The organism is Janibacter sp. UYMM211 (assembly GCF_040547045.1).
In the GTDB taxonomy this organism is placed as follows: domain Bacteria; phylum Actinomycetota; class Actinomycetes; order Actinomycetales; family Dermatophilaceae; genus Marihabitans; species Marihabitans melonis.
Window position 1 is genome coordinate 251,385 of record NZ_JBEPOY010000004.1, and the last position, 23,162, is coordinate 274,546.

The 23,162-nt window shown below is 74.4% G+C and carries 24 protein-coding genes; 9 read left to right on the forward strand and 15 right to left on the reverse strand.

Going from position 1 to position 23,162, the window contains the following annotated elements:
• The first annotated feature begins 18 nt into the window (after positions 1–18).
• Positions 19–696 carry an HAD family hydrolase gene (locus ABIB53_RS12375; RefSeq protein ID WP_354588378.1) on the forward strand — a complete coding sequence of 226 codons (678 nt, stop codon included), beginning with the start codon at positions 19–21 and terminating at the stop codon, positions 694–696.
• Here ABIB53_RS12375 and ABIB53_RS12380 read toward each other — a convergent pair.
• The 5 genes from ABIB53_RS12380 to ABIB53_RS12400 all read right to left on the reverse strand — a co-directional run bounded on the left by ABIB53_RS12380 (position 654) and on the right by ABIB53_RS12400 (position 5,685).
• A complete protein-coding gene (locus ABIB53_RS12380) occupies positions 654–1,517 on the reverse strand; it encodes an ABC transporter ATP-binding protein (protein WP_354588379.1) in 864 nt (287 codons plus the stop codon). The two genes, ABIB53_RS12375 and ABIB53_RS12380, sit on opposite strands and share 43 nt — an antisense overlap.
• Positions 1,514–2,596: a FecCD family ABC transporter permease gene (locus tag ABIB53_RS12385; RefSeq protein WP_354588380.1), complete on the reverse strand. Its 1,083-nt coding sequence runs from the start codon at positions 2,594–2,596 to the stop codon at positions 1,514–1,516. Before ABIB53_RS12385 ends, ABIB53_RS12380 begins: the two co-directional genes overlap by 4 nt.
• Positions 2,593–3,648: a FecCD family ABC transporter permease gene (locus ABIB53_RS12390; RefSeq protein WP_354588381.1), complete on the reverse strand. Its 1,056-nt coding sequence runs from the start codon at positions 3,646–3,648 to the stop codon at positions 2,593–2,595. Before ABIB53_RS12390 ends, ABIB53_RS12385 begins: the two co-directional genes overlap by 4 nt.
• A gap of 7 nt (positions 3,649–3,655) precedes the next feature.
• Complete coding sequence (locus ABIB53_RS12395; protein WP_201467853.1) at positions 3,656–4,696, reverse strand: iron-siderophore ABC transporter substrate-binding protein; 1,041 nt, start codon at positions 4,694–4,696, stop codon at positions 3,656–3,658.
• Positions 4,697–4,872: 176 nt separating this feature from the next.
• Entirely contained in the window at positions 4,873–5,685 is an 813-nt protein-coding gene (locus ABIB53_RS12400) for a spermidine synthase (RefSeq protein WP_354588382.1), read from the reverse strand.
• A gap of 33 nt (positions 5,686–5,718) precedes the next feature.
• Between ABIB53_RS12400 and ABIB53_RS12405 the strand changes: the two genes are divergently transcribed.
• A complete protein-coding gene (locus tag ABIB53_RS12405; protein WP_354588383.1) occupies positions 5,719–6,120 on the forward strand; it encodes a sterol carrier family protein in 402 nt (133 codons plus the stop codon).
• On the opposite strand, the gene ABIB53_RS12410 is transcribed toward ABIB53_RS12405, so the two are convergent.
• Entirely contained in the window at positions 6,080–7,159 is a 1,080-nt protein-coding gene (locus ABIB53_RS12410) for a Gfo/Idh/MocA family protein (protein ID WP_354588384.1), read from the reverse strand. The two genes, ABIB53_RS12405 and ABIB53_RS12410, sit on opposite strands and share 41 nt — an antisense overlap.
• Before the next feature lie 60 nt (positions 7,160–7,219).
• On the opposite strand from ABIB53_RS12410, the gene ABIB53_RS12415 reads away from it, so the two are divergent.
• Positions 7,220–7,528, forward strand: a complete 309-nt coding sequence (locus tag ABIB53_RS12415) for a hypothetical protein (RefSeq protein ID WP_157089958.1) — start codon at positions 7,220–7,222, stop codon at positions 7,526–7,528.
• 39 nt (positions 7,529–7,567) lie between these two features.
• A complete protein-coding gene (gene purF, locus ABIB53_RS12420; RefSeq protein ID WP_123093744.1) occupies positions 7,568–9,139 on the forward strand; it encodes an amidophosphoribosyltransferase in 1,572 nt (523 codons plus the stop codon).
• Between the two features lie 129 nt (positions 9,140–9,268).
• On the opposite strand, the gene ABIB53_RS12425 is transcribed toward purF, so the two are convergent.
• From ABIB53_RS12425 to ABIB53_RS12435, 3 genes are read right to left on the reverse strand one after another with little or no spacing between them, the layout of a single operon-like run.
• Complete coding sequence (locus ABIB53_RS12425) at positions 9,269–10,480, reverse strand: MFS transporter (RefSeq protein ID WP_354588385.1); 1,212 nt, start codon at positions 10,478–10,480, stop codon at positions 9,269–9,271.
• A 14-nt stretch (positions 10,481–10,494) separates the two neighbouring features.
• Positions 10,495–10,935 carry a MarR family winged helix-turn-helix transcriptional regulator gene (locus tag ABIB53_RS12430; protein ID WP_354588386.1) on the reverse strand — a complete coding sequence of 147 codons (441 nt, stop codon included), beginning with the start codon at positions 10,933–10,935 and terminating at the stop codon, positions 10,495–10,497.
• A gap of 48 nt (positions 10,936–10,983) precedes the next feature.
• Positions 10,984–11,541 (reverse strand): DinB family protein, encoded by a 558-nt coding sequence (locus ABIB53_RS12435; RefSeq protein ID WP_354588387.1) that lies wholly within the window; start codon positions 11,539–11,541, stop codon positions 10,984–10,986.
• 139 nt (positions 11,542–11,680) lie between these two features.
• Between ABIB53_RS12435 and purM the strand changes: the two genes are divergently transcribed.
• Positions 11,681–12,787, forward strand: a complete 1,107-nt coding sequence (purM, locus tag ABIB53_RS12440; RefSeq protein ID WP_201467846.1) for a phosphoribosylformylglycinamidine cyclo-ligase — start codon at positions 11,681–11,683, stop codon at positions 12,785–12,787.
• A complete protein-coding gene (locus ABIB53_RS12445; protein WP_191681057.1) occupies positions 12,787–13,407 on the forward strand; it encodes a helix-turn-helix transcriptional regulator in 621 nt (206 codons plus the stop codon). Before purM ends, ABIB53_RS12445 begins: the two co-directional genes overlap by 1 nt.
• An 18-nt stretch (positions 13,408–13,425) precedes the next feature.
• Here the strand turns inward: ABIB53_RS12445 and ABIB53_RS12450 are convergent, their stop codons facing one another.
• From ABIB53_RS12450 to ABIB53_RS12470, 5 genes are all read right to left on the reverse strand, one after another.
• Positions 13,426–13,623 carry a DUF3073 domain-containing protein gene (locus tag ABIB53_RS12450; RefSeq protein ID WP_123093739.1) on the reverse strand — a complete coding sequence of 66 codons (198 nt, stop codon included), beginning with the start codon at positions 13,621–13,623 and terminating at the stop codon, positions 13,426–13,428.
• A gap of 151 nt (positions 13,624–13,774) precedes the next feature.
• Positions 13,775–14,914: a glycosyltransferase family 4 protein gene (locus tag ABIB53_RS12455; RefSeq protein WP_354588388.1), complete on the reverse strand. Its 1,140-nt coding sequence runs from the start codon at positions 14,912–14,914 to the stop codon at positions 13,775–13,777.
• On the reverse strand, positions 14,911–16,641 hold the full coding sequence (locus tag ABIB53_RS12460; protein ID WP_354588389.1) for an ATP-binding cassette domain-containing protein: 1,731 nt from the start codon (positions 16,639–16,641) through the stop codon (positions 14,911–14,913). Before ABIB53_RS12460 ends, ABIB53_RS12455 begins: the two co-directional genes overlap by 4 nt.
• Positions 16,628–17,503 carry an ABC transporter permease gene (locus tag ABIB53_RS12465; protein ID WP_354588390.1) on the reverse strand — a complete coding sequence of 292 codons (876 nt, stop codon included), beginning with the start codon at positions 17,501–17,503 and terminating at the stop codon, positions 16,628–16,630. The genes ABIB53_RS12460 and ABIB53_RS12465 overlap by 14 nt, the downstream gene beginning before the upstream one ends.
• 32 nt (positions 17,504–17,535) lie before the next feature.
• Positions 17,536–18,795, reverse strand: coding sequence for a nucleotide sugar dehydrogenase (locus ABIB53_RS12470; protein ID WP_252976158.1), 1,260 nt, complete (start codon positions 18,793–18,795; stop codon positions 17,536–17,538).
• A 132-nt stretch (positions 18,796–18,927) separates the two neighbouring features.
• Here ABIB53_RS12470 and ABIB53_RS12475 point away from each other — a divergent pair, with 132 nt between their 5' ends.
• Positions 18,928–20,331, forward strand: a complete 1,404-nt coding sequence (locus tag ABIB53_RS12475) for a UDP-N-acetylglucosamine--LPS N-acetylglucosamine transferase (RefSeq protein WP_354588391.1) — start codon at positions 18,928–18,930, stop codon at positions 20,329–20,331.
• Here the strand turns inward: ABIB53_RS12475 and ABIB53_RS12480 are convergent.
• On the reverse strand, positions 20,319–20,876 hold the full coding sequence (locus ABIB53_RS12480; protein ID WP_354588392.1) for a hypothetical protein: 558 nt from the start codon (positions 20,874–20,876) through the stop codon (positions 20,319–20,321). The genes ABIB53_RS12475 and ABIB53_RS12480 overlap by 13 nt on opposite strands.
• A 104-nt stretch (positions 20,877–20,980) precedes the next feature.
• Here ABIB53_RS12480 and ABIB53_RS12485 point away from each other — a divergent pair, with 104 nt between their 5' ends.
• Together ABIB53_RS12485 and ABIB53_RS12490 are read left to right on the forward strand one after the other, a co-directional pair.
• Complete coding sequence (locus tag ABIB53_RS12485; RefSeq protein WP_201467840.1) at positions 20,981–21,955, forward strand: glycosyltransferase; 975 nt, start codon at positions 20,981–20,983, stop codon at positions 21,953–21,955.
• The gene (locus ABIB53_RS12490) at positions 21,952–23,109 is read left to right on the forward strand and encodes a glycosyltransferase family 2 protein (protein ID WP_354588393.1); all 1,158 of its coding nucleotides are present in this window, start codon (positions 21,952–21,954) and stop codon (positions 23,107–23,109) included. Before ABIB53_RS12485 ends, ABIB53_RS12490 begins: the two co-directional genes overlap by 4 nt.
• Positions 23,110–23,162: the final 53 nt, after the last annotated feature.

The following is a 23,162-nucleotide window of genomic DNA, read 5'->3' on the forward strand; positions in this document are numbered from 1 at the left end:
GCGATGCCTGAGCACCCGATGTCTGAGCCTCACGGGCCCGCCGGTCTGGTGATCTTCGACTGCGACGGGGTGCTCGTCGACTCCGAGCGCCTCAACGTGCGCACCTGGCGCCGGATGACGACCGACCTCGGTCTCGACCTCACCGACGAGGACGTCGTGCACACCTTCGTCGGCAAGGCCTACGCCGACAACCGGGTGCGCCTCACCGAGCTCGTCGGGCGTGACCTCGACCCCGCCTGGGAGCGCCGTTTCCGGGCGGAGTTCCGCGCGAGCCACGCTGAGCTCGAGATCATCCCCGGCGCCCGGCACGCGCTCGAGGCCTGCGTCGCGGGCGGTCTCGAGGTGTGCGTCGCATCGGGGTCGATGCGCCAGGCGCTCGAGTACAAGCTCGAGGCGACCGGGCTCGCCGGGCTGCTGCCGCCGTCCGCCCGCTTCAGCAGCGAGGAGGTCGAGCGCGGCAAGCCCGAGCCCGACGTCTTCCTCCTCGCCGCTCGCTCCATGGGGCACGACCCCGCCCGGTGCGTCGTCGTCGAGGACAGCCTCGCCGGCGTCGCCGCCGGCCGGGCGGCCGGGATGCGGGTGGTCGGCTACGAGTCCGACATGACCCCGCACGTGTGGTTCGCCGAGGCCGACGCCGTCGTCACCGACATGGCTCAGGTACCGGCGGTGGCCGCCGACCTGCTCGCCGCCGGCTGACCCCCTTCGCCCCGGGCCGCGTGATGACGGCCGATGGGGATCATGAGGGGCTTGCCCGAGACGGGGTCGACGATGACCGAGCTCTCGATGCCGAAGACGGCCTCGACGAGCCCGGGGGTGAGGATCTCGCCGGGCTCGCCGCACGCGTGCAGCCCGCCCTCGCGCAGCGCGACGAGGTGGTCGGCGTAGCGGGCGGCGAGGTTGAGGTCGTGCAGGACCATGACGACCGTCGTGCCGCGGCTGCGGTTGAGGTCGGTGAGCAGGTCGAGGACCTCGACCTGATGGCTGACGTCGAGGAAGGTCGTCGGCTCGTCGAGGAGCAGCACGCCGGTCTCCTGCGCGAGGGCCATGGCGATCCACACCCGCTGGCGCTGCCCGCCCGACAGCTCGTCGACGGCCCGGTCGACGAGCTCGACGGTGCCGGTCGCCTCGAGGGCGTGGCCGACGGCCCGCTCGTCCTCGGCGCTCCAGCGGGCCAGGGCGCGCTGGTGCGGGTGGCGACCGCGCGAGACGAGGTCGCCGACGGTGATGCCCTCGGGGGCGATGGGCGACTGCGGCAGCAGGCCCAGCTCGCGGGCGAGCTGCTTGGCCGGGGTGCGGTGCACCTCGCGGCCGTCGAGCAGCACGTGCCCCGCGCGGGGCCCGAGGAGGCGCGACATCGAGCGCAGCAGCGTCGACTTGCCGCAGGCGTTCGGCCCGACGATCGCCGTCATCGCCCCGGTGGGCACGGCGAGGTCGAGCCCGGTGATGACGGCGGGCGCACCCGGGTAGCCGACGGTGAGGTCCTCGACGACCAGGCGGGGCTGAGGTGCAGGGCTCATGACGTGCCTCCGACTCGGTTGATCCGGACGATGAGGTAGAGCAGGTACGGGGCGCCGAGGATGCCGGTGACGACGCCGACGGGCAGGCGGGTGCCGAAGGCGTGCTGGCCCGCGAAGTCGGCGACGAGTGTCAGCAGGGCGCCGACGAGAGCGGCCGGCACGAGGACCGAGCCGTGCGGGCCGACCACGCGGGCCGCGATCGGCCCGGAGAGGAAGGCGAGGAAGGCGATCGGCCCGGCCGCAGCGGTCGCGACGCAGACGAGCCCCACCGCTGCGACGACGGTGAGCAGGCGCAGCCGCTCGACCCGCACGCCGAGGGCGCTCGCCGCGTCGTCGCCGAGGTGCGAGATCTCGAGCCTGCGCGCCTGGAGGAGCACGACGGTGCCCAGGACGAGCAGGGCCGCGGTGACCGGCACGACCTCCTGCCACCGCGCGCCGTTGAGCGAGCCGGTGAGCCAGCGCAGCGCCTGGAGGATCTGGGTGTTGGTGGCCCGCTCGAGCTGCCAGGCGATGACGCTCTGCATCATCGCCGCGATCCCGATGCCGACGAGGATGAGCCGGGTGCCGGCGGCAGTGCCCCGGCGGTAGGCGACGAGGTACATCGTCAGCGCGACGGCGAGACCGGCGCCGACGGCCAGGCCCGAGACGGTGAGCCCGCTGAGCCCGAAGGACACGATGGCGATGGCGGCCGCGGCGCTCGCGCCCTCGGTGACCCCGATGATGTCCGGACTGGCGAGGGGGTTGCGCAGCAGGGTCTGGAAGGCCGACCCGGCCAGCCCGAAGCTCAGCCCGACGACCACGGCGAGGCAGGCGCGGGGCAGCCGCAGCTCGCCGACGACGAAGCTCGCGCCGGGGACGCTCTCGCCGAGGACGACCCGCAGGACCTCGCCCGGGCTGTAGGTCGTCTGGCCCAGGCAGAGGCTGAGGACGAGGGCGAGGAGCACGAGGACCGCGAGCGCGGTGACGACGGCTGCGCGGCGGACGCGTCGCTGCCGGCGCCCGGTGCGCATGAGGTGCACGGTGCGCTCGCTCGGTGCCGGGCGCGAGACCTGGTCCGGGGCGGTGGCCGGGGCGCTCACAGCTCACGCACCCGGCGCTGGCGGACGACGGAGATGAAGACGGGGGCGCCGACGAGGGCGGTGATGATGCCGACGTCGACCTCCGAGGGTGGCGCGACGACCCGGCCGAGGACGTCGGCGACGAGGAGCAGGCAGGCACCGCCGAGCGCGGCGAAGGGGAGCAGCCACCGGTGGTCGACGCCGACGAGTAGCCGGCAGAAGTGCGGGACGACGAGCCCGACGAAGGCGATGGGCCCGGCGATCGCGGTCGTCGCCGCGGCGAGGACGACGGCGCCGAGGGCGGCGACGAGACGGGTGCGGTGCACGTCCTCGCCGAGGCCGGCCGCCATGTCGTCGCCGAGGCCGAGCATGTTCAGACCCCGGGCCTTCCACGCGCACAGGAGCGCGCCGACGGCGAGGAAGGGCAGCATCTGCCACAGCTTGTCCGCGGTCGCGCCGCCGACCCCGCCGATCTGCCACGAGACGACGTTCTCGGAGATGTCGGGGCGGGGCAGGACGACGGCGGTGACGAAGGACGTGAGGGCGACGGTGGTCGCCGCGCCGGCGAGGGTGAGCTTGAGCGGCGTGGCGCCGCCGCGCCCGGAGGAGCCGACGCCCCACACGAAGGCCGAGCTGATGGCGGCCCCGAGGATCGCGACCCAGATGTAGCTCGTCGCCGACGCCAGGCCGAACCACGCGATGCCGGTGACGACGGCGAGGGAGGCGCCGGTGTTGACGCCGAGGATGCCCGGGTCGGCGATGGGGTTGCGCGTGATGCCCTGCAGGACGAGGCCCGAGACGGCCAGGGCCGCGCCGGCGAGGGCGGCGAGCGCGGTGCGCGGCACCCGCTTGGCGACGGCCGCCTGGGCGTACGTGTCGGTCGAGCCGGTCGCCCCGGCGACGACGTCGGACCAGCCGACGCCGCGCGAGCCGAGCACGACCGACAGGGCGCACAGCGCGAGGAAGACGACGGCGGTGACGGCCAGCCAGGCGGCACGGACCCGCCGAGAGCGCTGCAGAGGTGCAGCGCTCTCGGCGGGCGACGTGGCGGCCGCGGTCTCGGCCTGGGTCACGCGTGGGTCACTTCGTCGTGTACGCGGCGGCGTCGTCGAGCAGGGTGACGTAGTCGCCGATGAGTGCCGGCAGCGACAGCGCCGTCGGGTTGGCGGCGGTGCCGATCGGCTTCGTGCCGTCGAGGTTGACGATCGCCTTGTTCTTCACGGCCGGGAGCTTCGAGAGCACGGGGTCGCCCTCCAGCGCGCTGATGAGCTCGTCGCCGCCGTAGGTGATGATGACGTCGACGTCGGCGAGCTCGTCGGCCCGCTCGGCGCTCATCGAGCCGGAGAAGTCCTTGCTCTTCCCGCTGGCCTTGACGACGCTCGGCGCGATCTCCATGCCGAGGTCCTCGACGTACTGCGAGCGGGTGTCGGCGGCGCTGTAGAAGTTGATCTCGCTGAGGTCGGACGTGTCGACGTGGGTCATGAACATCGCCGTCGTGCCCTCGAGGTCCGGGTGCTCGGCCAGCGTCTCCTCGATCTGGCCCTCGAGGTCGGCGACGAGCTCCTCGCCCTCCGCCTCCATGCCCAGGCCCTTGGCGTTCTGGACGATCGAGTCGCGCCACGGGGTCGCCCACGGGGCGTCCGGGTAGGCGACGACGGGGGCGATCTTCGACAGCGTCTCGTAGTCCTCCTTCGACAGGCCCGAGTAGCCCGCGAGGATGACGTCGGGCTCGGTGGAGGACACGGCCTCGAAGTCGATGCCGTCGGTCTCGTCGAAGAGCACGGGCGTCTCGGCGCCGAGCTCCTCGAGCTTCTCCGCCGTCCACGGCTGGACGCCGTCGCCGTCGTCGTCGCCCCACGTCATCTTCGACATGCCGACGGGCACGATGCCGAGCGCGAGCGGCACCTCCTGGTTGGCGAAGTCGACCGTGGCGACGCGCTCGGGCTTCTCCTCGATCGTCGTCGAGCCGAAGGCGTGCTCGACGGTCACCGGCTCCCACTCGCTGCTGGCCGAGCCGGACCCGGAGGCCGCGTCGGTCGAGCTCGAGGTGTCGGAGCCGCAGGCGGCGAGGGTGAGGGCGAGGGTGACCGCGGCGGGGGCGGCGAGGCGGGACATGCGCATGAGGTGAGTCCTTCGGTTAGGTAAGGCTTACCTGAACCCTAGGGCACCTCCGGAGTGGCGCGCGCACCACCCCTTCGCCGAGGTATGGGGATCGGTCGGCTGAGATGGCCGCGCAGGGCCGATTGCCATACCTCGGCGAAGGGGGGAGGGCGAAGGGGGGAGGGGCGGGGCGGCGGTCAGCGCACGCGCCACGCGCCGGGGTCCGGCGCGGTGGGCGGCGGCACGTCCTCGCCGTCGTGGATCGGTCGGGCCCCGCCGGCGCGGGCGAGCAGCTCGCCCGGCGTCATCACCCCCGAGGGGAAGGGCCAGCGGCGCAGCTGGCGGGTGATCGCGTCGGCGTCGACCCCGTCGGGGGAGGCCACGAGCACGGCGTTGCCGTAGCGGCGGCCCTTGAGCACGTCACGCAGCGCGACGAGCGCGACCGGGCCGACCCCCTCGCGCATCCCGGCGGCGGCCCGCACGAGGTAGCGCAGCCCCGGGTCGTCCGGGCAGTTCATGAGCACGACGCCGCCGGGTCGCAGCACTCGCGCGACGTCGGCGAAGAACTCCTGGGTGACGAGGTCGGCGGGCACGGCCCCGTCGGCGAAGGCGTCGACGACGACGACGTCCGCGCTCGCGTCGGCGAGGGCGGCCACCCCTTCGCGTCCTCGCTGCGGGCGCACCCGGATCCGGTGCCCTCGGGGCAGCGGCAGCTCGCGGCGCACGAGCTCGGTGAGGGCGGTGTCCGGCTCGAGGACGACCTGGGGCGAGCCCGGGCGGGTGGCGTGGACCCAGCGCGGCAGGCTCAGGCCGGCGCCGCCGACGTGGGTGATCGCGACCCGCGGGTGGGTCGACGCGGGCAGGAGGGCGTCGATCACGGCGGCGAGGTGCTGCACGTACTCGAAGACCAGGCCCTCGGGGTCGTCGAGCGAGACGTAGGACTGCGGCTGACCGCCGACGACGACGCTCATACCACCGTGCTCGTCATGGACCAGCTCGACCTCGCTCACGCCCTCACCCTAGGTGTGGGCGAGGATGTCGCCATGCCACGACGGATCAGCGACGAGGACGGCCGCGCCGCCCTGGCCCGGTGGGCCGCGACGGAGAGCCCCGACCGCGCGACGACGGGGACGGCGGTGCGCTGGACCCTCACCATGCTCTCCGAGGCAGCCCCGGGCCGCTCCGTCGAGGTGCGGGTCCCTCCCTTCGGCGCCGTGCAGTGCGTCGAAGGCCCGGTCCACACCCGCGGCACGCCCCCGGCGGTCGTCGAGACCGACGCCGTGACCTGGTTGCGCCTGGCCACGGGCGAGACGGCCTGGGCCGACGCCCAGTCGGCCGGGGCCCTGCGCACGAGCGGCAACCGCACCGACCTCTCCGCCCACCTCCCCCTACGCGAAGGGGGAGTCAGGCGAGCTGGGAGCGGATCGAGTCCATGTGCTCCATGAGGGCGACGGACTCGTCGAGGGGCATGAGCGGCGACTCGGTCTCTCCCGCGTGGACGCGAAGGGCGACCTCGCAGGTCTCGTGGCGCAGCCCGCGGTGCATCTCGACCGGGTCGCCGGTCATCTCGTCGAGCACGACGTCGTCGCTGCCGACGAGGCGCATCGTCGTCGGCCCGTAGAACTCGCCGTCGAGCTCGAGGCGGGCCCACCGGCCGGCGACGACCGCCGTCGTCGGCGTGCGCGTCGACATGTCGCACGACAGCGACCCGACCGCGCCGCTCGGGCCGCGGACCGACATCGCGACGCGGGCGTCGACCCCTTCGTCGGTGAGGGTCCCGGCGGCGGCCACCCGGTCGATCCCGCCGAGGACCATCGAGGCGAAGGACAGCGGGTAGATGCCGAGGTCGAGCAGCGAGCCGCCGGCCAGGGCCGGGTCCGCGAGACGCCGTGGCCCGTCGGGCCACAGCCGCTGGCCGTGGTCGGCGAGCACGGTGGACAGCTCGCCGAGCAGCCCGAGGTCGAGCACCTGGCGGACGACGTCGTAGTGCGGCAGGAAGCGGCTCCACATCGCCTCCATCGCGAAGACCCCGGCCTCGCGGATCGCCGCGACGAGCTCGCGGGCCTGGGCGGCGTCGGCGGTGAAAGCCTTCTCGACGAGCACGTGCTTGCCGGCGCGCACGGCGAGCAGCGCGTGCTCGAGGTGCTCGCTGTGCGGGGTCGCCACGTAGACGACGTCGACGTCGGGGTCGGTGACGAGATCGGCGTACGACCCGTGGGCGCGCACCGGGCCGTGCTCGCTCACGTGGGCGCCGCAGTGCTCGTCGACGAAGGCCTGCGCCCGCCCGAGGTCGCGCGAGCCCACGGCCACGACCTGCTGCTGGGTGCTGCCGTGCTCGCCGACCTCGATCGCGTGCACCATCTCGCTGGCGATCCAGCCCGCGCCGAGCACCCCCCACCGCAGCCCCGGCACCTCTGCCGGGTCGGGCCGGGTCGAGGTCGGCAGCTTCATCTCGGGCACGTCGGCCGTGCGTCGTCCGCTCATCGTCACTCCTGCTCAGGTGGTCGCAGGCGACGCTACTGCCCGCGGTGAGACCATGGAGGGGTGAGACCTGATGACCAGACCGGTGAGACCCCCGTCGTGACGGGGGAGGAGCAGCCCCTGCCGGCGCGCGTGCGCCGCCGTCGGCGGCGCGGGGCCCCGATGGTGTGGCGCTGGATCGGCACCGGGGCGATCATCGGCTTCGCGCTGCTCGGCGCCTACGCGATGACGAGCGACAACGTCAACGAGGCGACCCGGCAGTCGTACTCGGCGACGACGGCCGTCGGATTCATGGGCATGCTCGGCGCGTGCATCGGGGCGCTCGTCGCCGCCGTCGTGCTCGCGCTCGTCATGGGCCGCGACCGCCGGTAGAGACCTGGGCAGCACGCCCGCTGTGGGAGAATGAGGCACGTGGCTCGCGGAGACGGACAGCTGTCGCACGACCTCATGCCCGGGGAGAAGGGGCCGCAGGACGCCTGCGGCGTCTTCGGGGTGTGGGCACCCGGCGAGGAGGTCGCCAAGCTCACGTACTACGGGCTCTACGCCCTCCAGCACCGCGGCCAGGAGTCGGCGGGCATCGCGACCTCCGACGGCCGCTCGATCCTCGTCTACAAGGACATGGGCCTGGTGAGCCAGGTCTTCGACGAGCGGGCCCTCGGTGCCCTGCGGGGCCACCTCGCGGTCGGCCACTGCCGCTACTCGACGACCGGCGGCTCGACGTGGGAGAACGCCCAGCCCACCCTCGGCGGTCATGACGACGGGACCGTGGCGCTCGCCCACAACGGCAACCTCGTCAACTCCGCCGAGCTGCGCGACCTCGTCGACGCCCGCCTCTCCGAGCGTGGTCGTCCCGCCGAGGACGGCACGTGGCGCGACGCGACGCCCAGCGGTGAGCTGCGCTACGGCAACACCACCGACACCGCGCTCGTCACCGCGCTGCTCTCGGACAACCCCGACCGCACCCTCGAGGCCGCGGCGCTCGACGTGCTGCCGCGCTGCAAGGGCGCCTTCTGCTTCGTCTTCATGGACGAGCACACCCTCTACGCCGCCCGCGACCCGCAGGGCCTGCGCCCGCTCGTCATCGGGCGCCTCGAGCGGGGCTGGGTCGTCGCCTCCGAGACCGCGGCGCTGGACATCGTCGGCGCCTCGATGGTCCGCGAGGTCGAGCCCGGCGAGCTCATCGCCATCGACGAGGACGGCCTGCGCAGCCACCGCTTCGCGAAGGCCGAGCCGAAGGGCTGCGTCTTCGAGTACGTCTACCTCGCCCGCCCGGACACGACGATCAACGGTCGCGCGGTCCACGAGGCGCGGGTCGAGATGGGCCGGGCGCTCGCCCGCGAGCACGCCGTCGAGGCCGATCTCGTCATCCCCACGCCGGAGTCCGGCACCCCGGCGGCCATCGGCTACGCGCAGGAGTCGGGCATCCCCTACGGCCAGGGCCTGGTGAAGAACGCCTACGTCGGCCGGACCTTCATCCAGCCCAGCCAGACGATCCGACAGCTCGGCATCCGGCTCAAGCTCAACCCGCTCAAGGACGTCATCAAGGGCAAGCGTCTCGTCGTCGTCGACGACTCGATCGTGCGCGGCAACACCCAGCGCGCCCTCGTGCGCATGCTGCGCGAGGCCGGGGCCGCCGAGGTCCACGTGCGCATCTCGAGCCCGCCCGTGCGCTGGCCCTGCTTCTTCGGCATCGACTTCGCGACCCGGGCCGAGCTCATCGCCACCGGCCTCGGCACCGCCGAGATCTGCACCTCGCTCGGCGCCGACAGCCTGGGCTACATCAGCGAGGACGGCATGATCGCCGCGACCGAGCAGCCCCGCGAGGCGCTGTGCACCGCGTGCTTCTCCGGCGTCTACCCCATCGAGCTGCCGTCGAGCGAGCGTCTCGGCAAGGGCGTCCTCGAGCTCCAGCTCGGCATCGACGAGCACGCCGACGTCACCGAGGTCGGCACGCTCGACGTCGAGCGCGCGACCCGGGGCTGACCCCTTCGCCCCTCGGCACGGTCTCCCGCCCCGACCGCTCCACCTCCGACGCGAGCTACCACGCAGTACTGGTCGTGATGACGACCAGTACTGCGTGGTAGCTCGGTGGGGCGAAGGGCGAAGGGGGAGTCAGGTCCCCACGGTGACCGCGGCCGCCTCGACCTCGGAGCCGGCCGGCTCCGCGCCGTGGTCGGGCTGGTCGTCGATCGCCCGCACGAGGGTGCGGCCGGTGAGCAGGACCGCGACCCCGAGGAGCACGGCGACCGCGCCGACCCAGAAGGGCAGGTGCGCCGAGCGCTCGCCGAGGACGCCGGCCATCCACGGCGCGACCGCGCCGCCGGCGAAGCGCACGAAGCTGTAGGCGGCCGAGGCCACGCTGCGCTCGACCGGGGCGATCTTCATGACCGTCTCGGTGATGAGCGTGTTGTTGATGCCGAGCAGGGCGCCGCTGGCGATCGTGCCGACGACGAGCACCGGCTTGTGCTCGGTCCACACACCCATGACCGCGAGCACCGCGGCGAAGGCGACGAGCGCCCCGGCCATCCCGGCGAGCGCTCCGACCCGGCGCTGGACGACGGGCGCGACGACGACGGAGAAGACCGCGAGCAGCAGCCCCCACCCGAAGAAGACGAGACCGACCTGACGCTCGGAGAGGTCGAGCGGGAAGGGGGTGAAGGCGAGCAGGGTGAAGAAGCCGACGTTGTAGAGCAGGGCGGTGAGGCCGACGGTCAGCAGGCCGCGGTGGCGCAGGGCCCGCAGCGGGGCGCCGAGCGAGGTGGGCGGGCCGGCCGGCTCGGTGTCGGGCAGGGTCACCCACGTCACGACGAGGGCGACGAGCATGAGCGCGCTCACGCCGAAGAACGGCCAGCGCCACGAGACGGAGCCCAGGGCCCCGCCCATGAGCGGGCCGGCGGCGATGCCCAGGCCGAGGGCGGCCTCGTAGAGGACGATGGCCTGGCCGACCGACCCCTTCGCCGCCTGGACGATCGTCGCGAGCGCGGTCGCGACGAAGAGCGCGTTGCCCAGTCCCCACACGGCGCGGAAGCCGACGATGCCCCCGATGGAGTCCTGGGCGCCGGCCAGGCCGGCGCCGACGATGATGATCGCGAGGCCGAGCATGAGCGTGCGCTTGGGCCCGATCCGGCTGGAGACCCAGCCGGTGGCGAGCATGGCCACGCCCATGACGGCCATGTAGCTCGTGAAGAGCAGCGAGACCTGCGACGGGGTCGCGCCGAGCTGGTCACCGATGGGCTTGAGGATGGGGTCGACGAGGCCGATGCCCATGAAGGCCACGACGCTCGCGAAGGCGACGGACCAGACGGTCCGGGGCTGACGCCACATGTGAGGAGTCCTCTCTACGAAGGGTCCGACGCCGGCCGGGTCGCCTCGAGGAGCTCGCCGAGGACCGCGACGGCGTCGCGCAGCCTCGTCTCGTCGACGGCGGCCCGCTCGACGACCGGGGCCAGCGCCGCGCCACGCGACCGGCGGATGCCGGCGATGCGCTCGGCGCCGGCGGCGGTCAGCGTCACGAGGGTGGCGCGCGCGTCGGCGGGGTCAGGGGTGCGTGCGACGAGACCGAGGCCCGCGAGGCGCTGGACGGCCGTCGTCATCGACGGCTGCGAGCTCTCGTCGGCGTCGGCGAGCGCGGTGACCCGCGCGGGACCGATCTCGTCGACGAGGACGAGGACGCGCGCCTGGGCCGAGGGCATGCCGAGGTCGGCCGCGCGGGTGGCCCAGCGGGACAGCCGGGCGGAGGTCCGCAGGAGCTCGTCGGGCAGGGTGTCGGAGGTCGTCACCTCTCGACTATTACATAGATAACCTATGTAAATCCACCGGGATGGACGTCAGCCCATCATCCGCTGGCCGTCGATGCTCTCGCGGATGATGTCGGCGTGGCCCGCGTGCTGGCTGATCTCGGCGAGGAGGTGCAGGGCGACCCGGCGCACCGACCAGCTGGCCCCGGGCTCGAACCACGGCGCCTGCGGCAGCGGGCTCGAGCGGTCGAGGTCGGCCTCGCGCAGGAAGTCCTCGGTGCCGGCCGCGACCTGCTCGACCCGGCTGCGCAGGTGCGCGAGGGTGTCGCCCTCGCGCAGGACGAAGCGGGTGTCCTCCCACTCGCTGCCCGACCAGTCGCCGTCGTTGCTCGCGCCCTCCGCCGCCACCGCCTCCCAGTCGACGTCGGACTCGTACACCCCGGACCCGCCGAAGGCGTCCGCCCCTCGTCGGGCGAAGTCGACCCACTGCTCCTCGGTGTCGGCGACGTGCTTGAGCAGCGACGCGATGGTCAGCGCGCTCACCGTGCTCGCGGTGCGCGCCTGCTCCTCGCTCAGCCCCTCGGCGGTCTGGAGCAGGAAGCCGCGATGCCGCCCCAGGCTCTCGATGATGTCGTCTCGCTCGGCCATGCCCGTCCCCTTCGTCGACCGGCGGGCGCTCCCCGTGCCCGCTGCACATCTCTCACGGTAGGGGCGACCACCGACGACGTCACCCCCTGCCGGCCGGACCAGCGGTGGCCCGACGCCGCCGACGCACTACCCTGGCCGCGTGAGCGAGCCCATCACCTATGCCTCCGCCGGTGTCGACGTCGAGGCGGGCGACAAGGCCGTCGAGCTGATGAAGGAGTCGGTCCGGCGGGCCCAACGCCCGGAGGTCCTCGGCGGGCTCGGCGGCTTCGCCGGCATGTTCGACGCCTCCGCCCTCGTCGGGATGCGATCACCGGTCCTCGCGACGAGCACCGACGGCGTCGGCACGAAGGTCGCCGTCGCCCAGGCGATGGACCGGCACGACACCATCGGCCAGGACCTCGTCGCCATGGTCGTCGACGACATCGTCGTCTGCGGCGCCGAGCCCCTCTTCATGACCGACTACATCGCGACCGGCTCCGTCGTCCCCGAGCGCGTCGCGGCGATCGTCAGCGGCATCGCGAAGGGGTGCGAGCTCGCGGGGGTCGCCCTCGTCGGCGGCGAGACCGCCGAGCACCCCGGGCTGCTCGAGCCCGACGAGTACGACGTCGCGGGCGCCGCGACCGGCGTCGTCGAGCGCGACGCGATCATCGGGCCGCAGACCGTGCGCCCCGGCGACGTCGTCCTCGGTCTGGCCTCCTCGGGCCTGCACTCCAACGGCTACTCCCTCGTGCGCGCCGTCCTCGCCCAGGCGGGGTGGTCCTACGACCGCCAGGTGCCCGAGCTCGGCCGCGCCCTCGGCGAGGAGCTGCTCGAGCCGACCCGCATCTACACCCTCGACCTGCTCGACCTCATCCGCTCCGACGTCGACGTCCGCGGCCTCAGCCATGTCACCGGCGGCGGGCTGGCCGCCAACCTCGCGCGGGTGCTGCCGGCCGGCACGCTCGCCCGCGTCGACCGGGCGTCGTGGACCCCGCCGCCGATCTTCTCGCTCGTCGGGTCGCTGGGCCAGGTGCCCCGCGCCGACCTCGAGCGCACGCTCAACCTCGGCGTCGGCTTCGTGGCGGTCGTCCCGCCGGAGCACGCCGACGCGGCGATCGCCCGGCTCGCCGAGCGCGACCTGCCGGCCTGGGTGCTCGGCGAGGTGCACGAGCGCGAGGGGGCGCCGGTCGAGGACGGCGTCGAGGTGGTCCAGGGCGCGAAGGGCGTCGACGGGGGAGCGGTCCAGGTCGTCGGCGAGCACGGCTGATGCTGCGGGTCCTCGTCGCGGACGCCGACCCCACCTCGCGATCGGGGTGGGTGGCTCTGCTCGAGGCCGAGCGCGACCTGCGGGCCCGGCCTGCCGTGAGCGCCGCGGAGCTCGTCGAGAGGTGCGAGTCCGCCGACGTCGTCCTGCTCGTCGTCGGCGACCGCACGGCGCCCCGGATGCCCGAGCTGCTCGCCGCCGTCTCCGACCGCAGCGAGACCCCGGTCGTCGTCCTCGCGGCGACGGCGACGGACGAGCTCGTGCCGCAGGCCATCGAGCAGGGAGCCGCTGGAGCGCTCGTCGCCGACGCGGCGCCGACCCAGGTCGTCGCCGCGGTGCACGCCGCCGCTGGTGGCGCGAGGGTCGACACCGACACGGGCATGGTCCCCGTCACGGGACCGCTCGTGCAGCGCGTGAGCCACGAGGCCAGCCCGCTGACCGCCAAGGAGGTCGAGATCCTCGCGCTCGCCGGTGAGGGGCTGAGCAACCAGGAGATCGCCGGTCGGCTCTACGTCAGCGTGTCGACGGTGAAGTCGCACCTCTCGCACGCCTTCGGCAGGCTCGGGGTGCGGCACCGGGCTGCGGCGATCGCCGAGGCCCGCAGGCGCCGGATGCTCCCCTAGGGGCGCACCCGGCTGAGATCACCTGTCGCGAGGGGCCCACTCGTCGTAGCCGTCGTCGTCATCCGAGGTGCGGTCGTCGCCGACGGACCGCCGCTCGTCGTGACCGGTCTGTGTGTGGAGTTCCCGCTCAAGCGCCCGGAGGTCGGTGTCAGGCGAGTAGTACTTCAGCTCGCGTGCGACCTTGGTCTGCTTGGCCTTCGCTCGGCCGCGCCCCATGGCGTGACCCCCTCATGCGTAGTGCGGGACGGCCATGACCTCCCATGAGGCGAGCTCACGAGCGGCTGGGCGGTCCCGGATCTGTGGTGTCTGTCGTGGGCCTAACGCTACATGAGACGGCGACGATTCCGCGCCTCGGCCCGGCCCGCCCCTACGCGTCGCGCACGGGCCGCGCCGCCGCCGTGACGGCCGCGACGAAGAGGGGCGCCTGGACGGCCCAGTCGTAGCGCTCACGGGCGAGAGCGTGGCCCCGTCGGCCCATCTGCGCGGCCCGCTCGGGGTCCGCGTGCAGGGCGAGGACGGCCCCCGCCGCGGCGGCCGCGTCGCCGAAGGGGACGACGACCCCCCCGTCGCAGGCCTCGACGAGCTCGACGGCGAGCGGCAGCGGCGTCGTCACCGCGGGCACGCCGTGCGCGAGGTACTCGACGACCTTCGTCGGGGTGCTCGGCCGGTAGTTCGGCAGGTCGTGGAGCAGCGAGAGCCCCGCGAGCGCGCCGTCGAGCATGGCGCCGGCCTGCTCGGCAGGTACGAAGCCGTGCCACACGAGGTCGCCCGCCGCCGCGGCCTCGTCCAGCGCGTGCTGCGTCGCGGCGTCACGGGCCGGGCCGATGACGTGCAGCACCGGCGCCCGCGGGCCGCTCGCGCGCAGGGCGCGCCCGACCTCGACCATCTCGGCGGCACCGCGCGCCATCGTCACGTTGCCGAGGTAGACGACCCGGTCGCGACCTGGTGCGGCGACCCGAGGGGGGACGCTCGCGGCGTTGGGCACGACGGGATGGGTGCGCGCGAAGCGCTCCTGGTAGCCCGGCTCGGCGAGCAGCAGCTGCCACCGACGCTCGACGAGACGCTCGAGGCGGCGCCATCCGCGCGCGACGACCGGGCGAAGGGGGCGCGGCAGCCACTCCTTGACGACGAGGGCCGCCGCCGGGTCCTCGTGGACGTCCCACACGCGCCGGCCCCGGGCCAGACCGGCGAGAGCCGGGACGAGCTCGGGGTCGTGGACGACGACCACGTCGTGGTCGGGGGCGAGTCGTCGCACGAGCCGGCGGGCCGCGACGGCGGCGCGCAGGCGCCGGCGCCCGGCCGCCCGGGGCAGGTCGACGACGGCGAGCCCCTCGGCCGGGTCCGGCGCGACGTCGTACCCGGCGAAGGGGGCGGCGTAGGTGACCTGCCAGCCCGCGTCGAGCAGGGCGCGGACCTCGCGGTGGCGGATCCGCGAGTCCGAGGGGTGGTGGACGACGGTGACGACGAGCGCGCGTCGCGGCGCGCCGGAGGTCTGGGCCGGGCTCACTGCTCGCCGACGAGCTCGCCGAGCTCGCGGCGCACCCCGTGGCCGACCCGGTCGGGGCCGCCGACGACGACGACCGACCGCGGGCGCAGCCGGCGCACCTCGTCGAGCACGGGCGGGGGCACCTCGTCGGTGAGCAGCCACAGGACGGGGCGTCCGGCCTGCGCGGCCGCGAGGACGGTGACGAGGGCCTCGCCGGTGGCGGTGACGAGGGTCGTGAGGAGCGCGTCCGGCGCGGTCCGGCCGGTCGCGGCGGAGCGGTCGACGAGCTGCTGCATCGGCCCGCGTCGGGCGTCGTGCTCGACGGGTGCGATCGCGCCCAGCCGCTCGACGTCCGTCGCCGGCAGGACGCCCTCCTCGCCGCCGACGACGACGCGGGCCGGGGCCCACGACGCGACCGCGGCGAGCGTCTCGTCGTCGAGACCGGCGTCGTCGACGACGAGCAGCGGCTGGCCGTCGAGCGCCGCCTCGGCCGAGTACAACGTGCTCATCGAGCCCGGGTCGTCGCGCAGCACCCGCAGCGTCGCGCCCGGTTGCGGCGGGGCGATCTCGAGCACCCTGCGGCCGATCTCGGCCGAGGTGCGGCCGTCGACCCGGTCGGTCGGCCCGATCTTGCGCAGCTGGTCGACGACCTGGCTGCTCAGCTGGTCCTCGTCGCCGACGACGACGACCCGCGCGGGCTGCAGCCGCGAGAGCTCGTCACGGGTCGAGCCCGGGGCGTTGCCCTTGTGCGAGAAGAGGACGGGCCAGCCCAGCCGGGCGGCGGCCGGCACGACCTGACGCATGATCGCGGCGCCGCGGCTCGGCACGACGAAGGCGCCCTCGACGCCGCTGTCGTAGGTGCGCGCGCTGAGGCGGGCGGCCGTCTCGACGCGGTTGCGCCCGCCGACGCGCTCGACGCCCGGCACGTCCGGCTCGGAGGGGGTGGGGTCCTCCCCCTTCGCCCGACGGCGCTGCCGCTTGGGCAGGGTCTCCTCATACGCGCCGAGGACCTCCTCGGTCGGGCCGTCCATGACGAGCCGGCCCTGGTCCATCCACAGCACGCGGTCGCAGATCTGGCGGATGCTGCCGTTGGAGTGCGAGACGAGGAAGACGGTGCCGGCGCTCTCGCGGATCGAGGCGATCCGCTCGGCGCTGCGCTCGCGGAAGTCGGCGTCGCCGGTCGCGAGCGCCTCGTCGATCATCAGCACGTCGGGGGCGGCGGATGTCGAGATGGCGAAGCGCAGGCGCGCACCCATGCCGGAGGAGTACGTGCGCATCGGACGGTAGACCGCGTCGCCGATGCCGGAGAAGTCGACGATCTCGTCGAAGCGCTCGCGGATCTGCGCGCGGCTCAGACCGAGCGCCTGGCCACCGATGTAGATGTTGCGCTCGCCGCTCAGCTGGCTCATGAGGACGGCGTTGACGCCGAGCAGCGAGGGCTCGCCGGCGACCCAGATCCGCCCCTTCGTCGGGGGGATGAGGCCGGCGACGGCCCGCAGCAGGGTCGACTTGCCCGAGCCGTTGCGCCCGATGATCCCGATCGACTCGCCGTGGTGGGCCACGAAGCTCACGTCGGTGACGGCGGGCACCTCACGGGCGACCGCGGGCTGGTCGCCGCGGCGCCGCAGCCGGGAGACGAGGCCGCCGTCCCCGCTCGTCGTCGACGCGCGCCGGCTGCCGCCGACGACGCGGTAGACGATGTCGAGCCCGTCGACGACGACGGTCGGGCGCTGCTCAGCCTCGGCCATAGCGCGCCTCGTCGATCCAGAAGACGACCATGCCGACGGCGAGCAGCCCGACCGCCCACGCGGCGAGCGCCCACCACACGGTGAGGTCGAAGGGGTGGTCGGCCGGCGGCATGAGGGCCTGGCGGGCGGCCTCGAGCGGCAGTGCGAAGGGCTGGTAGACCAGCACGTCGCCCCACAGCCCTGGCAGCCGGTCGGCGTACTGCGCGACGGGGAAGAAGACCCCGGAGGTGTAGCGCAGCAGGCGCACGACGACGGGGATGAGCTGGCCGATGTCCTTGCTCGCGTTGACCAGCCGTGAGCCGATGAGCGCGAAGCCGGCGAGGACACCGGCCTGCAGGAGGATCGCCGGCACGAGCAGGAGCCAGCGCACGCTCGGCGTCTCGCCCGTGAGGACCATGACGACGAGGAGCAGCGCGAAGGCCGGCAGCGCGGCGATGAGCTCGGTGAGCGCGACCGACAGCGGCAGCACCGCGCGGGGGAAGTGCAGCGCCCGCACGAGGTTGAGGTTGCTCGTGACCGACTTCGAGCCCCGGGTGATGACGCTCGAGGTGAAGGTGAAGAGCACGACGCCGATCGAGAGGAAGCCGACCTTGTTGCTCACCGAGCCGGTCGTCCCGAGCAGCACCCCGAAGATGAGGAAGTAGCTCGCGATGAGCAGCGCCGGGTTGAGCAGGTTCCACAGCTGGCCGAGCCGGTTGTCGTGGTTCTTCGCGTAGGACTGCGCCGACGACAGGGTCCACAAGAAGGCCCTGCGCCGCCACAGGTCACGCAGGTAGCGCCCGAAGGGGGGCCGGGTGCCGAGCTCGGTCAGCCCGTGGCGCTGCGCGAGGGCCGTCGCCTCGGCACTGCTCAGGCTCGGCACCGGGGTGATGGGGGCCCGGGACGGGCCCGTCGTCACAGCCGCTCGACCCGCTCGCCGTCGGTGGCGACACCGCGCGTGTCGAAGAAGCGCTTGGCCTTGGCCGCGAGGGCGTCGACGTCGTAGCCCTTGTGGTTCTGCACGAGGATCGTCAGGTCGGCGTCGCCGACGGCCGCGTCGAGGTCGGTGACCCGCTCGGCGTCCGGCACCGCGCGCCACTGCTCGACCTTGTCGTCGTGGTAGCGCACGGTGGCGCCCTTCGCGACGAGCTGCTGGGCCAGGGGCACGGCGGGCGACTCGCGCTGGTCGGCGATGTCGGGCTTGTAGGTCACGCCGAGGAGCAGGACCGAGGAGCCGCGCAGCGACTTGCTGTCCTCGTTGAGGATGTTCTGCGCACGCTGCACGACGTAGGCCGGCATCGTCGAGTTGATCTCCTGGGCCAGCTCGACGAAGCGGAAGGGGTACCCCAGCTTCGCGCGGACGTTGTAGGAGAGGTAGTTCGGGTCGATCGGGATGCAGTGACCGCCGACGCCCGGGCCGGGGTAGAAGGCCTGGAAGCCGAAGGGCTTGGTCTTCGCCGCGTCGATGACGTCCCACAGGTCGATGCCGAGGTCGTGGCAGAAGCGCGCCATCTCGTTGACCAGGGCGATGTTGATGTGGCGGTAGGTGTTCTCGAGCAGCTTGGCAGTCTCGGCCTCGCGGGTGCCCTTCGCACGCACGACGGTGTCGACGAACTGGCCGTAGAAGGCCTCGGCGGCGTCGCCGCAGGCGGGGGTGTGGCCGCCGACGACCTTCGGGGTGTTCTTCGCGCCGAAGGTCTCGTTGCCCGGGTCGATGCGCTCGGGCGAGAAGGCGAGGTGGAAGTCGGTGCCGGCGGTCAGGCCCTTGGCCTCGAGGACGGGGCGGACGACCTCGTCGGTCGTGCCCGGGTAGGTCGTCGACTCGAGGATGACCGTCTGGCCCGCGGTGAGGTGCTCGGCGATCGTCGCGACAGCGGCGTTGACGGGGCCGAGGTCGGGGCCGCCGTCCTCGGCGAGGGGGGTGGGCACGCAGATGACGAGGGTCTTGACCTCGCCGAGCTTGCTCGCGTCGGTCGTGGCCTCGAAGCCCGCGCCGATCATCTCGGAGATGTGGTCGTCGGTGAGGTCGTCGACGTGGGACGTCCCGGCGTTCAGGGCGTCGACCACGCCCTGGTTGACGTCGAAGCCGAGGACCTTGAGGCCGACACGCGAGGCCTCCTGCGCCAGGGGCAGGCCGACATAGCCCAGCCCGATGATCGCGACGTCGAATGCCACAGTCGTTTCCTTCGTCAGTGCGGACCCGACCGGTGCCGGGACGTGCAGGTGCGCCCCCGGCGGCGCCAGGGGCGCGTCGAGCATACCCGCCAGCCCGCTCCCGCCCCGCACCCCGCGTCTAGCATGACCGCCATGCCGCACCCCCTGCCCGTCCTGCTCGTCACGAGCAACGGCGTGGGCATGGGGCACCTCACCCGGCAGCTCGCCGTCGCGGCCAGCGCTCCCGCCGACCTCGACCCGGTCCTCATGTCCCTGTCCGGCGCCCTGCCGACGGTCGCGTCGGCCGTGGCCCGGGGCGCCCTGCCCGAGCTCGCCGGCCTGCGCACGGAGTACTGCCCGAGCCGGCGCAGCGGGTGGTTGCCCCGACGGGGCCCGGCCGCTGCGCTGCGGCGACGCTACCCGCCCTACCAGTGGGAGCCGTACTTCCGGGACCGGCTGCGGGCGCTCGTCGCCGAGACCGGGGCGCGCCTCGTCCTCTTCGACGGGGTCGTGCCGTACCGCGGGCTGCGCGAGGCGCGGGAGGCCCTGCCGGGGACCCCCTTCGTGTGGATGCGGCGCGGGATGTGGCGCGCCGGGGTCGGCGCCGACTGGCTGACGCACGCCTCGGTCTTCGACCACGTCCTCGAGCCCGGTGACGTCGCGGCGGCCCGCGACCGAGGGCTCACCCGTGAGCGCGACGACGCCCAGCGGATCGCCCCCATCTCGATCGCGTCGGCGCTGCACCTGCACGACCGCGCGCAGGCGCGCGAGGCCCTCGGGCTCGACCCGGACCGCCCCGCGCTGCTCCTCACCCCCGGCACCGGGGCGCTGGAGGACGTCGCCTCACCGGTCCGGGCGGCCCTGGCGACCGTGCGGCGCGAGCAGCCGGACTGGCAGGTCGCCGTGACGAGCCCGGCGCTGGCCCGCCACGGCCTGGGCGACGAGGCCGACGTCGTGCTCCTGCGCGACACCTACCCCCTCGCCCGCTCGCTCGCGGCCTTCGACGCCGCGGTGAGCGCGGCCGGCTACAACTCCGTCCACGAGCTCCTCGGCGCCCGGGTGCCGACACTCCTCGTACCGGGTCTGGCGCTCGGCGCCGACGACCAGCTCGGTCGCGCCGAGGGGGCCGCGGACCTCGGTGCGGCCCTCGTCGCCCGCACGGACGACCCGACCGCGCTCGAAGGGGGAGTGACCCGCCTCCTGCGGGCGGCCACCCGTGAGGACCTCGCCGCGGCGTGCGCCGCCCTGCCGGCCCCGACCGGCGCGGCCGAGGCCGCGCAGGCGCTCGGCGCGCTGGCGGCCGGCGCTCCCGCCCCGGCCGGGCTCGGCGACGGCGAGGGCCTCGGCCCGCCGCGCTGGCGCTCGGCGCTGCCCGACCTGCGCACCCCGGTGAGCGTCGACGGGGCGCGTCAGCGCCGCGACGCGCCGACGCTCCACCTCACCCAGGACCTGCCCGACCGGCTCGGCGACGAGCCCGTCGAGCACCTCGTCGCGGGGTCCTCGCCGCAGTACCGGCGGGCGCGCGCCCGGGTCGCCCGCTGGGTCTACCGCTCCTGAGAGCGCCGGTCCCGGCGCCGGGAGAGACCTCGGCGCACGCCGCCGAGCACCTGCCGGGCGCGGGTCCTCGCCCGGCGCGCGGGGGAGTGCGCCCGGCGCACCGCCGCCTGCCACTGCGGCGTCGCCGCACCATGGGCCCGCACGCCGACCGCCTCTCCGTCGACCCAGTGCCGCCAGGCGCCGGTCGTGAGGTCGGCGACGTCGGTGACCGGGGCGTCGGGGTCGAGGCCCAGCACCTGCGCGAGACGGGCGTCGAGGTCGTCGTCGGCCGCGAGGAGCTGCTCGACGGGGACGGCGACGAGCGCGGCGGCGAGCAGCTCGCGGTCGAGGGCGACGCAGCGCGCCGGTGCGCACGCGACCCGCACGACGCGGCGGCCCGGTCGGGAGAGCTCGGCGAGCAGGCGCTGCGCCGCACCGTCGGCGAGGTCGACGCCGTCGTGCACGAGCACCGCGGCGACGTCCGGGTCCGTGGCGGCAGCCCTCAGGGGTGCGGCGTCCTGCGGCCCGGAGACCACGCGCAGCGACGACGTGCTCGTCCGGCTCATACGGCGCAGGGTAGCGGCGGCACCGCACCGGCCGGGGGCGTGCACGGTAGCCTCGCTGCCGCCGAGCCGGGCGCGGGTCCCGGTGCGCAGGGGAGGGTGCAGCGATGAGCGACGAGCTCGCGTCGACGCAGAAGAAGGCGCAGTACCACGCGGCGCGCTCGAAGGCCCGGGCCGCGCGCATCGCCGAGCTCGAGGAGCAGCTCGAGGAGGCCCGTGCGGCGCTCCCGGTGACCGACCGGGTGCCCCCGATCTACGGTGCGACGCGCTACAGCGTCTTCGTCCCCGGGAGCCTGGAGTGGCAGCTGTCCTCGACGGGCGAGGACGAGCAGGCCTACCGGGAGCGGCTGTGGTCGGCCGAGCGGATGGGCCCGCGCCAGCAGGTCTTCCTCGAGTGGGCGACGCCGATCTACCAGGGCTTCCACGACGCGTACGGGTACCGCCATGTCGTGCAGTACAGCGCCGAGATGCCGGCGCGGTGGCGCGACGCCCTGCTCGACGCCGCGGCGACCTACCCCGTGCTGCTGCCCGTGCCCTCGCACCGCTGGCAGGACCGGGTCGGGGCGATCCGCGACGACCTGCGCGCCCGCGACGCCGGGCCCGGCCCGGTGGCCTGGCTGCGCGTCGACGACGACGACCTGCTCGCGACGACCTTCCTCGACCGGCTGGTCCCGCTCGTGACGGCCGCCCACGACGGGTGGTCGGTCTCCTTCGGCAAGGGCCTGACGGCCGAGTACGAGGACGGTCGGCTGCACCGCTTCGGGCTGACCAACCGCACGATGGCCTCGATGGGGCAGACCTTCGTCGGCACGGTCGACCGGTCCGGCAGCCCGACCTTCCCCCCGCTCGTCAGCCACGTGCGCGCGCACCGCGAGATGCCCGTGGCCGTCGACTCCCGCGAGGTCGCCTACCTGCGCCTGCTCCACGACCAGCAGGACCGCGAGCTGTCGGTCGAGGCGGTCGAGAACCCCACCGACATGTACGAGGTCGAGGACCTCGCCGGTGATCTCGCCCGTCTCTTCCCCACCGTCGTCGCGCACAGCGAGCTGCCGACGCAGTCGCTGACGGTCGAGCGCCGATGAGTGACCCGGTGCTCGAGCCCGGGGACACGCCCGTCGGGCGGGTCCCCGGGGCCGGCGTGGAGCGCCGCGCCCGCCTCGGGCTCTCGCGCGAGGGCTGGGTGCTGCGCCGCCCCCTTCGCCGCCCGCGCCGCGGACGCTGGGCCGACGGCCTCGCCGCGCTCGCGTCCCGGGTGGGTGACCTCGACGACGTCCACCGTCTGGAGGTCCGGGCGTGCGACGACCCGGGGGGGCGGGTGGCCGCCGCCGACGTCGAGACGGTGGTCGCCCCCTTCGTCCGGCGGGCCGTGGCCCGCGGGACCCTCGTCCTGGCCGACCTCCCCGACGCGCTCGGCGGGGCCGTGCCCGTCGCGCTGCGCGGGGTGGCCGGTGCACCCGGAGACCTCGCCCACGACCTCGCCTCCGTCGGGCAACGACGGGGCGTCCTCGCCGCCGCCCTGCCCGCGGACCTGCCGACCGTCACCGCCGTCGTGGCCACCCGGCGCCCTCAGCTGCTGGGCCGGGTGGCCGCGATGCTCGCCGCCCAGACCTACGGGCCGCTCGACGTCGTCGTCGTCGTCCACGGCGGCGACCCCGACGCCCTCCCCCTGGTCGACGTGCCCGGACGGCAGGTGCGGGTCGTCGCCGCGCCCGCCGAGGCGAGCCTCGGGCGGGCGCTGCAGGTCGGCTGCGACGCCGCCGAGGGCGAGCTCGTGACGAAGCTCGACGACGACGACCACTACGGGCCCGACCACGTCCTCGACCTCGTCCTCGCCCATCGCGTCTCCGGCGCGATGCTCGTCGGCAAGAGCACGACGATCGTCCACCTCGAGGACCTCGACGTCACCGTCCGGCGGGTCTTCGGGACGCCGGAGTCCTACGTGCACCGCGTCGCCGGGGGCACGATCCTGCTCTCCCGGGCCGACCTCGCCGAGGTGGGCGGGTGGTCCGACGTGCCGCGGGCCGTCGACAGCGCCCTCATCCGCAGCGTGCGCTCGGCCGGCGGGCGGGTCTACCGCCCCCACGACCTCGGTTACGTCTACGTGCGCCACCGCCGGCCCGAGGGCTCGGCCGAGGGGCACACGTGGGCGGCCGACGCCGGGCACTTCCTCGTGAGCGCGCGCGAGCAGTGGCTCGGCCTGCTGCGTCGCCCGGAGCTGGGCACGACCGCGACCTGAACGGCCCACGGTGGGCGCCGTGACAAACTGGAGCGTCATCATCACCGAGGCAG

Bases quoted from the DNA above. Each gene is read 5' to 3' on its own strand.
- ABIB53_RS12375 (WP_354588378.1), top strand. From the start codon at position 19: ATGTCTGAGCCTCACGGGCCCGCCGGTCTGGTGATCTTCGACTGCGAC.
- ABIB53_RS12380 (WP_354588379.1), bottom strand. From the start codon at position 1,517: ATGAGCCCTGCACCTCAGCCCCGCCTGGTCGTCGAGGACCTCACCGTC.
- ABIB53_RS12395 (WP_201467853.1), bottom strand. From the start codon at position 4,696: ATGCGCATGTCCCGCCTCGCCGCCCCCGCCGCGGTCACCCTCGCCCTC.
- ABIB53_RS12405 (WP_354588383.1), top strand. From the start codon at position 5,719: ATGCCACGACGGATCAGCGACGAGGACGGCCGCGCCGCCCTGGCCCGG.
- ABIB53_RS12410 (WP_354588384.1), bottom strand. From the start codon at position 7,159: ATGAGCGGACGACGCACGGCCGACGTGCCCGAGATGAAGCTGCCGACC.
- ABIB53_RS12425 (WP_354588385.1), bottom strand. From the start codon at position 10,480: ATGTGGCGTCAGCCCCGGACCGTCTGGTCCGTCGCCTTCGCGAGCGTC.
- ABIB53_RS12435 (WP_354588387.1), bottom strand. From the start codon at position 11,541: ATGGCCGAGCGAGACGACATCATCGAGAGCCTGGGGCGGCATCGCGGC.
- ABIB53_RS12445 (WP_191681057.1), top strand. From the start codon at position 12,787: ATGCTGCGGGTCCTCGTCGCGGACGCCGACCCCACCTCGCGATCGGGG.
- ABIB53_RS12450 (WP_123093739.1), bottom strand. From the start codon at position 13,623: ATGGGGCGCGGCCGAGCGAAGGCCAAGCAGACCAAGGTCGCACGCGAG.
- ABIB53_RS12460 (WP_354588389.1), bottom strand. From the start codon at position 16,641: ATGGCCGAGGCTGAGCAGCGCCCGACCGTCGTCGTCGACGGGCTCGAC.
- ABIB53_RS12475 (WP_354588391.1), top strand. From the start codon at position 18,928: ATGCCGCACCCCCTGCCCGTCCTGCTCGTCACGAGCAACGGCGTGGGC.
- ABIB53_RS12480 (WP_354588392.1), bottom strand. From the start codon at position 20,876: ATGAGCCGGACGAGCACGTCGTCGCTGCGCGTGGTCTCCGGGCCGCAG.
- ABIB53_RS12485 (WP_201467840.1), top strand. From the start codon at position 20,981: ATGAGCGACGAGCTCGCGTCGACGCAGAAGAAGGCGCAGTACCACGCG.
- ABIB53_RS12490 (WP_354588393.1), top strand. From the start codon at position 21,952: ATGAGTGACCCGGTGCTCGAGCCCGGGGACACGCCCGTCGGGCGGGTC.